This window comes from Cellvibrio fibrivorans, assembly GCF_031457055.1.
Lineage (GTDB): Bacteria > Pseudomonadota > Gammaproteobacteria > Pseudomonadales > Cellvibrionaceae > Cellvibrio > Cellvibrio fibrivorans.
Genome location: NZ_JAVDVX010000007.1, coordinates 77,832 through 92,533 on the forward strand (window position 1 = coordinate 77,832; position 14,702 = coordinate 92,533).

The window sequence follows — 14,702 nt, forward strand, 5'->3', positions numbered from 1 at the left end:
GTTGATTATTTGGGAAGCGCGGCTAATTTAGGAAAGGTCTACGCGAAAAACATCCCTAGGCGAAAAGGAAAGCGCAGTTTATGCTAGGCTGAAAGGATATTAATTCGGAGACTAATGAGTGTTAACTAATAACACCAATCCTAATCAACCAAGCTCGCCTATTAACCTCCTCATCGTTAATAACGACCCCGCTGCGCTGGCTGCGATCAATGCCAGCTTGCGTGCGGCTGGGCTGGATAATCTCACCAGTGTCGATTCCGCACAAAAAGCATTGCGCGTACTGCGCCAACAAACCATTGATGTATTAATTGTGGACGTCGATACCGCCGATCTGGATGGCTGGCGGCTCTCGCGTTTAGTGCGCAGCGGCATACTGCACTGCCGCGCCGATATGCCAATTATTATTATCGCTAGCACCTGGTGCGAGCGCATCGCTGAAGTTACTGCGCGCGAGTATGGCATCAACCAATTACTGCCGCTCGACCAGGTCAACCAATTACCCACTCTGGTGACGCAACTCGCGCACCGCGAGCAGAATAATTTCCCCAAGCCTCGTTTACTGGTGGTAGAAGATGAACCCGATACTGCCGATTTAATTAAGCGGGTGCTCGCGCCCTCCTTTGATATTGAAGTGGCCAGTGAAGGTGATGCAGGCTTGAGGGCCTGGGTGCAACGGCGCCATGATCTGGTGCTGCTTGATGTGATGCTGCCGAAACTATCGGGGCGCGATATTTTGATTGAAATCCAGAGTATCGACGCCAATCAACCTGTAGTTATTATGACTGCCCACACCACTATCGATCAGGCCGAAGAATTAATGCTGCTCGGTGCGGTCGATTTTTTACCCAAGCCCTTTCGCGCCGAACAATTGCGCAAAGTGTGCGACATCGCCATTCACCGCGATGATTTTTTAGTGAGCAACGCGCAATTTGCAGCACAGGTAAAATCCCTGCAAGAGCGCGAGCTGGCCTATCGCCAACTTTACGAAAACCACCACCAACTGCTTGATGATTTGCAATCCGTAGTGATGGAGTTGGATGCGAACTTTACCATTTGCTATCTCAACCGCGCATGGGAAACCATGATGGGTTATCCCATTGATGATTGTATTGGCCAATCGCTGGAAAGTTTTATCGCACCGGAGGACATAGCGCAATTTTCGCTGTACAAAAGCAGAATACGTAAAGCATTACAGCAAAACAAACCCTGTCCAGAAATAGAAATTTGCTTGAGCAGTAGTCGCCACCAAAAATTGTGGGCGCAGCTAAAAATCAGCCGCTCCAGCAACAACAAACAGCAGAGCAATCTAACCGTCTGCCTGGACAACATCACCGAGCGGCGCGAATCGCAAGAGCAACTTAAATATTTGGCGATGCACGATTCACTCACCGGGCTTTACAACCGCCACTTTTTTGAAACCACCCTCGCTCAGCTGACTGCCGATTCGGTACGCAATAACCGCCAACACGCACTGGTGTATTTGGATCTGGATCACTTCAAGGTAATCAACGATACCTTCGGCCATCAAAAAGGGGATGAAGTGCTACGCGAAATGTCGCACTTGCTTAGCAAACGCATTCGCGGTGCCGATATCCTGTGCCGTTTGGGTGGCGATGAGTTTGCGATTTTATTGCGCGATATCCATAGCACTGAAGCACACGAATTTGCGCGCAGTATCCAGCAGATTATCAGCGAGTTCAGTTTCCAACTGCAGGAGCAGCGCATTAACCTCGGCAGCAGTATCGGGCTTACGTTAATCGATGGCAGCACCAACAATGCAGAAGAGCATTTAATGCGCGCCGATATTGCGCTCTACGTTGCCAAGGGGCGCGGGCGCAACCTCATCCACCAATATGATCCGCTCGATAGCGAGAGCGATGAGCTGCGCCATTCGATCAACATGTCGCAAAAAGTGCGCAAGGCTATTACCGAAGATCGGATGACTCTCTATTTCCAACCGATTTTTGATATCAAAAACAATAAAATTTCTTACTACGAAGCATTGGTACGCCTGATAGAAACCGATGGCAAAATTATTGGACCAAACAATTTTATTCCCGCACTTGAAGCGGCAGGTGAAATGCATTTACTGGATCGCTGGATTATTAAATTGGCGATCCACAAACTCAAAGAGCATCCTGAGCTAAACCACATCGCCATTAATCTCTCGGCGCAAGCGTTTAAAGATGACAATCTGGTACCAACCATTTTAGAAAATCTGAAAGCCACCGGCGTTGACCCCAAACGCATCACCTTTGAACTCACTGAAAGTGCGAGTTTGTTTAACCTGCATATCACCCAGCGGGTAATTGCCGAGCTGCACAAATTGGGCTGCAGTTTTTCAGTGGACGATTTTGGCTCCGGCTTCAGTAGCTTTGCCTATTTAAAAGATTTGCCCGCGGATTACATTAAACTGGATGGTTCATTTATCCAAAACCTGCACCGCGATAAGATCGACCAAACTCTGGTCAAATCAATGATCCAGGTGATTCAGGCATTGGGTAAAAAAGCGGTGGCGGAATATGTTGAGAATGAGGCAATTCTCGATATTTTAAAAACCATGGGCATTGATTTTGTGCAGGGGTATCACATTGGGCATCCGTTGCCGATAGCGCAGTTATTTACGCAACAGGCTGTGGGTTCATTGCCGTAAATCGATCATGACTCGAAAATTGCACTTGGATTACCAAGTGCAAGTCCATAAAAAAATAATCAACAGAAACAGGTTATTCACCCAACATCAGGTTACATTTACGCCGCCATCAACAGCCCAAATTGCACCCGTGGTATAACTTGACTCCAGCTGCGCCGCAATTATTTCAGCAACTTCTTCTGCCTTGCCATAACGTCGCAATGGGATTTGCGTTTCCATATGCGCCTTGGCTGCCGCAATCGTTTGCTCATCCAAGCCGAACTTGGTAATGATCGGTGTATCAATAGCGCCCGGCGATACTGCATTGACACGCACATTAACAGGAGCCAATTCAATCGCAAGACTTTTGGTTGCCGCTTCAAGCGCTCCTTTAGAAGCTGCATACAAAACTGCATTTGCCAACCCGTTATTGACCACGGCAGAGGACACATTCGTAATGCTCCCCTTAGCTTTCTCCAGCGCGGGTAACAGGCCTTTAATTAAATCCAACGGACCACGCACATTAGTATTCATGACCTCATCAAAATCAGCCGCACTGCAAAATTGCATAGGAATAAAACGTGCAATGCCGGCGTTATTCACCAATGCATTGAGTGCTTTACCCTGAAAGTGCGAAGCTAATCTGGCGACATCCGCCGGATTTGCCATATCGGCTACCACAGCATCTACACCGAGTTCATTCGCCGCTTCAGCAACCCGCTGCGCATTGCGTCCGGAAATAGTCACAGCATAACCACGCGCTTTTAATAATTTTGCCGTTGCATATCCGATTCCGGAATTGCCACCGGTCACTAACGCTATTTTTTGCATTGCAAGTTCTCTTTGATTGGTAGGTTGAAAGTCAGGTATAGGTCGTACAGCAACACCCTGATAATCAATATCATCACAGCGCAGTGGTAGAAATGTATCCGGAGCCTGATGGTAGGTATCCAGATAACAGGCAGTTACGCCACTGGCGACCAAGGTGGTAAATATTTGATACACCTCATCCGGTGAAAAACCATGGTCTGCCATTACGGCAGATACATAGCCATTAACATTCATTCCCTCGTCATATTTTTCCTGCAAGACACGCTCAATTGCCATCGCTAATTCAAGATGCGGACCCACTGGAAAACCATATCCTTCAGCGATGTTTGCCATGGCACGTATACGCTCATCACCTTTTGCAATGGGGCGAATATATCCCACAATTAACGGCTTGCCTCCGCGCGAGGGCACGTTCGCAACTATCTGCTCGGCAGATAGTCCTTGCTGATGACTCGCCAGGGCCGTTTGAATAAATTGCACGCCTTCTTTCAATGGGTAAACGCCGTAGGTGCGCGAATCTGTCGCCAGCACCCCCATGGCTGTTGCTGCAATTGCCGAGGTGCGCGCGCCACCTGCAAGCGCCCCAATTTGATTACACCAAATGCGCGGATCAGGCCAGCTAAGGCACGAGTAACCAACCTCTATCCAATGGGCAAACTCGGTGGAAATCATTTTCCCCGTCGCATTTAATACCACAATCTGGAAGTAGGATTTTTTCCCCACCAAATCATCCATCATGGAATAGCCATGACTGAAAACGCCCTTGCCGGGAAACCAACCACCTGTCTTGCTGATTATTTTTCCTCGGCGGGCATTGAGTGTGTCAATGATATGTTGATCGCTAAATGTTTTTTCAGACATGCCCATCACCGCTCAATAAAATAATTTTCATCAGAGACAAAAGGCATCGCAGTAATAGGTTTATTGGCCAGTTCGAGGCCATGGGCAACCACACCTGGTGCTCCCATTAATTGATACAAACACACTCCCGCTTTAGGTTGGAACCCCAAATCCGATAAGACGGCAGAAGCAACGCCAGGCATTAGCCAGCCCATACCTTTTGCTTCAAGCGCATAACTCAATTGCATACCCCATTTCAAAGCTTTACCTGCGCCGGGTAGTTGCGCGAGTTGCGCAGCATGCGTGTTTGCAAGGAGATCAATGCCACCGTAGTAGGCACCAAACCCTGGAATAGGCGTTGAGGATTCCACATGCGCCGCAGCACAAACGGCAGCATCTTGATTTTGTTGCTTGCGTAAAAAACGCATCGCCTCTTCCACTACTCCGCCGCTGTGATACTCACCGCCGAGCAGTGCCGCGCCAATTGGCAATATGTGGGCAGGATCTGTTTTACCGATACCAGCGTTCATCGCTGCGCGAGTGGCGGGATGGCGGGGACCGGGATTGATGAGGGCAATCATCAGTTGTTGCAGAATTTGAACTTCATCCGGTGCTGGTAACTCACCACGAAACAATAAGTAAAACACATCGGTAAATGACCGCTTCGCCATCAGCTCACTAACATCATAGCCATGACAAAAAGCGGCACTGGCGATGTAAGGATTATCATCACTAGGTTGCTCGAGGCAAATTTTAGTGCTGGTCCGCTCTGCAAAAATTTCATTTCTGCTGCGCACCTGATTGGTATTTTTTTCTTGCATCAGTAAAGTCCGGCAATGATTAGAGATGAGTGATGATTAGGTGGCACTCAATGGAATCTATAACTTAGCTCCAGCAAAACACTGCGCGATTCCAACAAATAATCTTCCGGAATTTCACCACTGCTTGGCTCACGCGCGTCTCTATCCGCAACGTTGCGCACGGCAATCATCAAATCCAGATTTTGCAGCACATTGGCTCTGCGCAGATTCATATCCCACAAACTGTAATTGGCGATTGGAGCGCGGTTATCACCCGGGGTTTTAAGAATTGGATCTGCCAGACGACGACTGCGGTCACCCACCCAGATATATTGGTTATGCCAATGCCAATCAGGTAAAAACTCCCAGTCCAACATTAACTTGAATTGTTTTGCTGGCGCATCCTGAACAGCGGCACCGGTGCTTTGATCACGCGCATTTTGATAAGAGTAACTGGATGCTAACGAAAAGTTATTCAGTGGTCGCCAATTCAACTCTGCCTCGTAACCATCACCTTCTTGATCGCCCGTATTTTTGGCAATTTTGTTGGTAAGGTCGGAAGGAACAAACTCAATCAGATCGGTCGCGCGATAATCAAATAACGTCAGGTTAGTTCCCACGTTTTCAGATACATAAAAATTCAATGACAATTCTGTGGTTGCTATGCGCTCAGCCCCAACAGCCGGATTCCCCAATGACACAGGATTATTTTTGCTGGCTTTTTCAGTAAATGAAGGTGCACGAAATGCGCGACCATGCATAAGTTTGGTTGTCAAGCGCTCGTTAGTTGCCCACACCAGTGCGACACGCGGATTGGTCGTTGAACCAAAATCCGAGTAATGGTCGTAACGCACTCCGCTGGTCAATTGCAAATTGCCTGTCATCTGCCACTCATCTTGCAGGGATACGTAACCGATAGTGCGCGAATAATTGGACAAAAAAGCATACTCAGTGCCGCTTACATCCTTTAAGGTTCCATCGACTATCATTTCCGATCCAGTAAGTACACCAGGACCAAAATTTTTGTGCTCGCGCGGTTCTGCAGACTGGTCACGAGCGCCCACCGCGGCGCGCACTTGATGAGAATCCAGACCCTTAAAGATCGCAACGTAATCCAATTGTGCATCTTCCGTTGCTCCTCCTGGTTTACCAATTAACCCCTCAGAAAATAACGTCCAGTTGGCATTAGGTTGGGCGAAGTCAATGTTGCCCTGATTGCCCTCCTGCTTGCTAATTGGCAATACTGCACCGCTGGGAAAGAGCGTAAATGTGGATTCCTGATCATAGCGAAAATAGCTGAGTCGTACGCTCTTATCCCATTCGCTATCATCGTTATCAAAACGGTAAGTGAAGTCGGCCATCCATAAGTCGCTATCGTCACTTCCTGAGGCATCAAGCACCTGAGCAGCCCCCGCACCGACGCCAGCATCGCGCGATAACCAGTTCCAAAAATTAAATTGCCATTGTTTGCCGCTCAACGCCAGATGCGAGTCAAGTACCTCATAACGGGTAGATAAACTGCCGGGAGCCAGCGATGCTTTGGTGCCCAAGAGTGAATCGAGTGTGGATTGCAAATCGGTACTTACCCTCCGCTCGCTATCACCGTCCGATTTTTGGTAGGCCATAGTGAAGGCAATATCCACGGCTTGCCAATCGGCGGCCGTCTCCAACCACAATTCGCGCGTGCCAAAAGATCCGGATGTTGCACCCACTCGTGTTGAATCTATTGCCGATGCATCTTTAGTAATAACATTGATCACCCCCGAAAACGCATCCGCACCATAAATTGCTGAGCCTGGCCCACGGATGACCTCCACTCGTTCAATGCTGGCCGAAGGTAAGCGAAATAAGGTTGGGCGGCCACCCTGAGCGTTGTACTGGACGGGTATTCCATTCAGCATTAACAATACATGTGGGTTCAAGCCAGTGTGAATACCGCGAATGGAATACACCGAATCCAATCGGCTTAAGGATGAGAGAGACACATGCAAGCCAGGAACGGTTTCCAGTACTTCATTCAGATTGCGGGCACCCATGGCTTGGATTTCACTGGCGGAGATAACCGTTGCCGTCGCCGGAGCGCGATCAAGCGGTGTGCTATTGCCCGTGGCGATAGAAATTTCGACCTGACCCAGTTCGGCCAGCGATAGGTTGTAAAAGTCACTGGAGGAGGATTGTGCGCCCGTTTCTGCGTTAGCGCTGCCAACCCAAAGGGCTAAAGCCAATGCAAGCGGAGTCGTTGGTGTTCTTATCACGCGCATAATGACAACCTATTCAAAAGGGCCTACGTCATTCCGCTGACAAAATCACTCGATAAACCATTAAACCTGACAGATAGCTGATCATCTAAGAAACTGGGTCTAAGCACTTTTTGCACTAAGAGTGCTTAAAGATAGTTTACCTTTGCATGAAAGCAAAGCAGATTGATGCAACTTTAGAATAGAGGTTCAGTATTTTTATGCGGTGCGAGGCGCTGGATGGCTTGTTTAAGGGTTTCGCGTCTCACCGGTTTGGTTAAATATTCTTCCGCCGGTTGGCGATTGAAACGCTTACGCTCTTCAATCATGGAAATCACAATTACAGGAATGTCGCACACATCGGGATCGGCTTTGATTCGCTCAAACAAAATCCAACCGTGCTGGTCAGGCAAAAATAAATCCAGCGTAATCACGTCGGGTTTAATCGCCTGAATTAAGCGCCAACCACTTTCCGCATCACTGGCGGTGTGCACGTTGTAGCCTTCCGCGCGAATAGTGCGCGCCATGATGTCCAGAAATGCCGGATCATCGTCGATCATCACCACCTGCTCGCCAGCGGGCGTCAACGCTGCCGGTACCGATATTTGCGGCTCATCATCTGACTTGGGTGCCTGCACCGCTGTAGGAGTGATCGGCAGTGGCAGCTCAACAATAAACTTGGAGCCCGCTCCCAAGTCACTTTCAACACGAATTCCGCCTCCCATTAGCTCGCACAACTGGCGAGTGATGGATAACCCCAGACCGCTGCCCTGGAATTTGCGTGTTGTGCCAGAATCAGCCTGTTTGAAGGGATCAAAAATGGTGGCTTGCTGCTCTTTCGAAATGCCGATTCCCGTGTCGGCAACACTGATATAAATTTGTTGCGGTTGATGGTAAGCCTTGATCCGCACTTGGCCGTTGGGAGCAAATTTAATCGCATTGCCCAACAGGTTAATCAATATGTGCAGCAATTTTTCCGGATCGGCAACCGGCAGGGACTCACCATCATCAACATCAACCTGCAACTGTATGGCATTTTTTTCCATCAGCGGCGCAACGGTACCCAAGGCCTCCTCGACCAAACTCGACAATTTCACTTCGGTTAAATCAAGATCCATGCGGCCTGATTCAATTTTGGCCAGATCCAGCACACCATTGATCAGTTTTAACAAACGTTCACTATTGAGTATCACCCGGTTTAAATCTTTCAGGTGATGCTCGTCATCCGCCAGTTTAAGTTCTTCAATCACCACTTCGGTATAACCAATAATTGCCTGCAGCGGCGTGCGTAATTCGTGGCTCATAAGTGACAGGAATTCACTTTTTGCCTTGCTTGCATCTTCCGCTTTGCGCTTGGCAATCGCGAGCCGGTCGCGCGCAATTTGCAAGTCCTGGCTATGCGCCGCCAAACGTTGGTTATCGCGGCGTTTGATCGTGTAGGCAAACAATACGGTGATAATTAATAAGGCTCCCAAAATCACGGAGCCCCACAAATAACGCAATGCCACTTGTTGTGAGTCAACTAATTCATCAAGATCGACAATGGCATTTTTTTGTTTAAGGATGGTATTTTCTTGCGATTTAATCGTCGTATTCAAATAGGTCAGACGCTTTTCGCGCATATCAATCTCCTGCAAAATAGTGCGCAGATGCGTCTGTTGCTCGTCCAACTCTTTGGTGCGCAGCTCTACTTCTCGCAATAGTGCTTCACGTTCTTGCTTACTGGTTTCGATTTGTGCCTGTTGGTTTTGCAGGAGTATTTTTTGCTCGGCAATTAACGCATCGCTTTTGTGGATATTTTGGTTTAACTCAGCCATTTGTCCCTGCAGGCGCGCCGTCATCTCCTCTTGCGTTTTAATCGCTTCCGTTAATTCACTGAGTATTTTTTCCCGGCCACGCAATTGTTTTTGCAGCGCAACCAGTGAGGCCTGTCCCTCGCGGTAAAGTTTGGCAACATCAATTTCAGTCCCGCCGTTTAAAATTAACTCCGGCAGCGGGGTTAAGCCGTGGTTGATGATGTTGGATTTATTGACTTCAAACTTAAGGCGATCATTTTCTGTAGTGATCAGGTTTATCATCACCAGCTGCTTGTTGTTATAGGAATCAGTAACCAGCAAGACCGGCTTGCCTTCAAGCTCGTCGTAAATATCCGCGATTATTTTCGCATTCACCTGTTCAACATACACCAGATGGTAATTCGCCAGTGAGTCCACTCGATTCACCTGGTTAACGGTAATCGGCAGATCGCGCAGCTTTACCCTGTCGCGTAAAACCGCCAACTCATTCATTAATGCCGGGGAGCTTGCTCCATAGACGGCGATATCAAAAGAGGTCATGGTCGCCTGATTGGGCCACTCAATGTTTTTGGCAAAGTTGTACAAATAAGAGGCGGTAATTTTTTCCTTATTGAGTCCCTGCGCCCACGCAGGTGTGGTGCAGCAAATAAACACTATCAGGATCAGAGGGATAAACAGCAACGAAAAAACCTGCTGCCTTGCTTGCTGTGGCAGCCGAGGGCCGAGTGTAGCGATGGCTACTGACAGGAAGGGGGTTGTTAACATTGTCGTTGGTCTTATCTATTTTTAATCACTGAAGCATAGCTTGTTCATTCCGCTATTGATAGGTCTTGCAGGTTGCAGCACGGGAGTAAAATTACTCTTGCACAGAATACAAAGAGGCACCCGTAGGTGCCTCTTTTAATAACTGAACGCTAATCAAAAGTGCCGGATATAAGCTACATATAGGCTTTAGCAAATGCGGCCTTGGACTCCTGGATATAAGTGCGGACTTTTACCGCGTGGGATTCCCAGAGCCCGCGGTCTTTTTCGTCAGAGAAGGGGTTTTGGTCTTTCGCGACCGAGCGATCAAACTTGTCATAAAATGTAATGACCGACGAAGCGATTTGATTGAAGCGCTCTTTAAACACTTGGGTTTCCTCCATAGTACCAGTGGCTTTCATCATGAATTGCACGAACTCGGTATTGGAGCTGGAATGATTTTGATAGCTCTCTGCTTGCAACGTAAAGTAGCTGTTGATTTCCTCCAGCGCCGCACTGCGAATAGCTTCGTCTTTACTCATGACACGGTTGTAATTTTCCTGACCACGCCCCATACCACCGGCAATCAGTGATTCCTTTAAATGTTTGTCCAAATCTTTGCGAAATTTATCAACCTCACGCTGGATATCCATTAAATCTTTGTCCAGAGCAACCACCGTGTTTAATTCTTTTTCCACTTCTCCCAGAAAACCTTCGGCTTTGGAAAAGGTTTTTAAACCGTTTTCTTCAGCAAACTTACGTGTTTTGCGATCCACACCGGCATTTTCATAGGCCACTTTATCGAAGGTAGTCGCCACTATGGTTTTAAAGGGTTCTGCGAACGCTGCATAGGCTCCCTGGGTCATTACATTCAGGGTAGCGGTTGCTATATCACCCAAGGGTTTTAAAAGCGAATCCATACGCGCCTTTTGTATGGGTGATGCCACCATCTTCACATCGCTCACTATGCCTTTAAAGGTTTGGTAACCGAGTGGGTTAGCCATCTTGCCCCGCTCTGAGGTGGCGAGTACCAGTGTCACACTGGAATAAATACCATTGGCGTATTCCAGATATTGGCGCTGCACATCGATCTGTGCAGCGTAATTTTTACCCAGCGTACGCAGCGCATCCGCCTGCACCTGATAATTTTTGTCATCGCGTAATTTGCCCAGCACTTCTGCAATCACTTTTTCCTGATTTTTTTGCAGCGCCGTATCCAGCAGAATTTTTTCTACGCTCAGGTCATCAATCCATACCTGGCCATTGGTAATTTCAAAATCCAGACGCAAGTATTTTTTGCCAGGGTCGTCAATAGAAATACGCTTTGCATGGTATTCCGCCGAATCGTTATTACCCAAAATTTGACCAACCTGCACCCAACCACTGTCTACATTTTGGTTGGCAGCTACCAGCACATTGATTTTGTATTGGGTAGCGGGCGATGAAGTTTTGATCCAAAACTCCAGCGTACCCTGCTCACTTAAATTCACCCGCGAACGCACTGATGCCTCGCCCTGCTCTATTTGCAGTGCGCCAGTGCCCGTACGCGCCTGCTCACCGGTAAATTTTGCACCGTATATCAGCGCCCATTTTTTATGGTCGGAATCGCTTTCAAAACCGTTTTTGAAAATAACCGATTTCTGCTGGGCAAACGCCAGCGATGCCATCAGGCTGGCGGTGGATAAAACCAAAACACTCGCGATTGTTTTTAACATGGTGGTCTCGCAATCCTTAAAAAAATACATAGGTAACCGATAAAACAGCAATGAACGCTGGATGTTATTCAATAAAACCCGGGATCCGATTTTGCAAAAAATTATCCACTGCAGTTTTACGCTCACCGAGCACGCGCGCATAAGCCACGCGCTCATCAGGCAAGCGGGTTATGGAATTCAAATAGCCATTTGCGCCCCAGCGATTGGCCGCAATAGGATTAGCGATAGGATCGTTCATCGCGCGCTCGGCCGCGATAATAGTCCAGCCTTGGGCGACTAAACGATCAACCAACGCAACGATAAAATACGCCGCCAAATCATTTTCCTGCAGCACTAGCACTTGCCGCGGAGAATAACCCAATACATTAAATGCTTTGGCGTCCTCTTGCACGAGCGACTGCGTGATCAGATCAATATAGGCTCCCTCCAGTGATGCCATATTCACTGCGCGATTGCTGCGGATTTTTTTCTGGTACAACTGATCCAGATATTGATCCACACCGCGCATGGCATTCACACCGGTAAATGCAGGGCGATAGCCGCGCTCTTGCAAAAAATCCGCAAGTTCACGCTGGATGTTGGCGTCGCCAAATTCATGCAGATAAGAAAAGTGCACATGTTTTTTATAGCCGCTATAAGCCTGCAATATGCGATTGGCTTTCATAATGCCAATTTCATACACATAGAGATCACTCTTAGTCACCAGACTGTGACCATGGCCGGCATTCACCAGCAAATGTCCTTTATCGCTATAGAGCGCCAAACGCGCTTTGTCTTTTTGATCAGCACCTTTGGTTTTAATTAAAAACATCGCTTGTGGAACACCCGCCGTGGCCAGATTGCGCACCAACATTTGCGAGCGCGCCATTGCATCCAATGAAGTGGATGCTTGTAAGGTATGGTCAAACGCAATGACCAATTCGCGCGCGTGAGCCATGCCAGTACTAATCAGCCCACTGAGCAACAATAAACTACCGAGCAACCATTTTTTCAACACAGTCTTATCTCATGTAAATAGGTCGTTGGATAACATTGTTAGACAAAAAACGTTATTCCGGCAACTCATACAACTCCAACGGCAAACCATCGGGATCTTGAAAAAACGTAAAACGTTTTAAGGTGTATTCATCGATGCGAATGGGCTCTACCGAAATATTATTGGATTCCAGCCAAGCAACAGTCCGGTCAAGATCGCGCACCACAAATGCCAGGTGGCGCAAACCGCATGCTTCGGGTTGCGACGGGCGCGCGGGCGGATTGGGGAATGAAAACAATTCCAGTTGGGTGCCATCCGGTAATGCCAAATCCAACTTCCACGAGGACCGTGCCGCACGATAATGCTCGGCAATAACCTGCAGACCTAAAATAGTGACATAGAAATGTTTGGATTTTTCATAATCCGAACAGATCAAGGCTACATGATGGACTGCCTGCAACATGGATAACGCATTCTTCATTTCTTAGCACTCGCTGCTCATCGCCCAATACTCGCAATGGGCGCATTTTAGTATAACCTTCACTTTACAAAAGACGACGGCTTTTACCTTTGTAAACCAGCCAGTCGTTATGCTGCCGTCATTTGGCTGTATCTTATCTGAATAAAAAAACACTCACGGATATATTATGAGTCTCTCCCGCCGTCATTTTTTACACAATGCAGGTGCCGCTGCAATCGCCCTGGCCGTCTTTCGCCATTTGCCCGCCCGGGCTGAAGCCTATGCGCGCGACCCCAAATACGGCATTGATAAATATGGTCCGCTCATTAAAGACCCGCACCAGATAATCGATTTGCCTGCCGGTTTCCACTATCAAATCATCGCCCGCACTGGCGACCCCATGAGCGATGGATTGATCATGCCCGGCGCTCCCGATGGTATGGCGGCCTTCCCCGTTGCAATGAATCCCACACAGACCGTATTGGTGCGCAACCATGAATTGAGCTCCTCCTGGGGTGATGTGGATGCTTTCAGTGGCGATAAGAAACGGGCGAGAAACAGCGTGGGCCATAAAGCCTTTGATTTTTATCGCAACGGCTTACCGGCTAATGGCGGCACCACCACGCTCTTGTACAACCACAGCTCCGGCAAAATCGAGCGCAGCCATTTGAGCCTCGCCGGTACATCGCGCAATTGCTCAGGCGGAGCAACCCCCTGGGGGTCGTGGCTCACCTGCGAAGAGACTACTTATGGCACTAAACAGGGTTTTGGCAAAGATCACGGATTTGTGTTTGAGGTTCCCGCCAGTGCGACTGAATTAGTCGCGGCAGTCCCCTTGACTGCGATGGGGCGTTTCGCCCATGAAGCCTGCGCAGTCGATATCACCACCGGCATTGTGTACCAAACGGAAGATGCCAAGGACGCGCTCTTTTATCGATTTATCCCTGCTACCCCGGGCGAATTACACAAAGGTGGCAAACTGCAGGCGCTGGTGATCCGCGATTGGCACTCTGCCAATACCCGCAACTGGCGCGATGATGAAAAAGATTCCCACGCACGCAAAGTTGTTATGCAACAGGAATTCCTGTGCGACTGGATAGACCTGGATAATGTCAGCGCCCCAGAGGCTGATTTGGCTGCACGTGGCCAAGCAAAGGGCGCCGCTATTTTTGCCCGCTGCGAAGGCCTCGCCTTTGCCTTGCGCGACAACACCCAGCCACAGACGCGGGAATTATTTTTTACCGCTACCACCGGCGGCGACAAAGGCCTTGGGCAAATATGGCGCTATCAACCCAGCCCCTACGAGGGTACCGCGCGCGAACATGAAGCGCCGGGCAAACTTGAACTGACCTATGAAAGCCAGGATCGCGCCTATCTGGAAGGTTGTGACAACCTCACTATCGCCCCCTGGGGTGATTTAATTGTGTGCGAGGATAGTTATTCCGGTGAGCGCGACAACACCAATTACTTGCGCGGCCTGACTCCGCAAGGGAAAATTTATACCCTGGCGATGAATGCGCATAAGAAAAAAGGTGAATTCTGCGGCGCCTGTTTCTCACCCGACGGTACTACCTTGTTTGTGAATATCCAACAACCGGGATTAACACTGGCCATTACCGGCCCATGGCAAACACTGCGCCCAGCCTGATCACTTTTCCATAAACTTTACGCATT

The 14,702-nt window shown here is 48.6% G+C and carries 9 protein-coding genes; 2 read left to right on the forward strand and 7 right to left on the reverse strand.

The genetic code is table 11. The annotated features are described in order from the left end of the window. The first annotated feature begins 118 nt into the window (after positions 1 to 118). Positions 119 to 2,653 (forward strand): two-component system response regulator, encoded by a 2,535-nt coding sequence (locus J2X05_RS17555; protein ID WP_310074964.1) that lies wholly within the window; start codon positions 119 to 121, stop codon positions 2,651 to 2,653. Between the two features lie 87 nt (positions 2,654 to 2,740). Here J2X05_RS17555 and J2X05_RS17560 read toward each other — a convergent pair whose 3' ends face one another. The 7 genes from J2X05_RS17560 to gloA2 form a co-directional block, all read right to left on the reverse strand. Then, positions 2,741 to 4,324 (reverse strand): SDR family oxidoreductase, encoded by a 1,584-nt coding sequence (locus J2X05_RS17560; RefSeq protein ID WP_310074967.1) that lies wholly within the window; start codon positions 4,322 to 4,324, stop codon positions 2,741 to 2,743. 5 nt (positions 4,325 to 4,329) lie between these two features. Further along, positions 4,330 to 5,124: a citrate synthase family protein gene (locus tag J2X05_RS17565; protein WP_310074969.1), complete on the reverse strand. Its 795-nt coding sequence runs from the start codon at positions 5,122 to 5,124 to the stop codon at positions 4,330 to 4,332. 47 nt (positions 5,125 to 5,171) lie between these two features. Continuing rightward, positions 5,172 to 7,364: a TonB-dependent receptor plug domain-containing protein gene (locus J2X05_RS17570; RefSeq protein WP_310074971.1), complete on the reverse strand. Its 2,193-nt coding sequence runs from the start codon at positions 7,362 to 7,364 to the stop codon at positions 5,172 to 5,174. A 173-nt stretch (positions 7,365 to 7,537) separates the two neighbouring features. Beyond that, on the reverse strand, positions 7,538 to 9,901 hold the full coding sequence (locus J2X05_RS17575) for a YfiR/HmsC family protein (RefSeq protein WP_310074972.1): 2,364 nt from the start codon (positions 9,899 to 9,901) through the stop codon (positions 7,538 to 7,540). Positions 9,902 to 10,074: 173 nt separating this feature from the next. After that, a complete protein-coding gene (gene bdpA / locus J2X05_RS17580; RefSeq protein ID WP_310074975.1) occupies positions 10,075 to 11,592 on the reverse strand; it encodes a BAR domain-like protein A BdpA in 1,518 nt (505 codons plus the stop codon). A 64-nt stretch (positions 11,593 to 11,656) separates the two neighbouring features. Beyond that, positions 11,657 to 12,589: a polysaccharide deacetylase family protein gene (locus tag J2X05_RS17585; RefSeq protein WP_310074977.1), complete on the reverse strand. Its 933-nt coding sequence runs from the start codon at positions 12,587 to 12,589 to the stop codon at positions 11,657 to 11,659. A 52-nt stretch (positions 12,590 to 12,641) separates the two neighbouring features. Beyond that, positions 12,642 to 13,031, reverse strand: coding sequence for an SMU1112c/YaeR family gloxylase I-like metalloprotein (gloA2, locus tag J2X05_RS17590; RefSeq protein WP_310075405.1), 390 nt, complete (start codon positions 13,029 to 13,031; stop codon positions 12,642 to 12,644). A 184-nt stretch (positions 13,032 to 13,215) separates the two neighbouring features. On the opposite strand from gloA2, the gene J2X05_RS17595 reads away from it, so the two are divergent. Next, on the forward strand, positions 13,216 to 14,676 hold the full coding sequence (locus tag J2X05_RS17595; protein WP_310074979.1) for an alkaline phosphatase PhoX: 1,461 nt from the start codon (positions 13,216 to 13,218) through the stop codon (positions 14,674 to 14,676). The last annotated feature ends 26 nt before the right edge of the window (positions 14,677 to 14,702 follow it).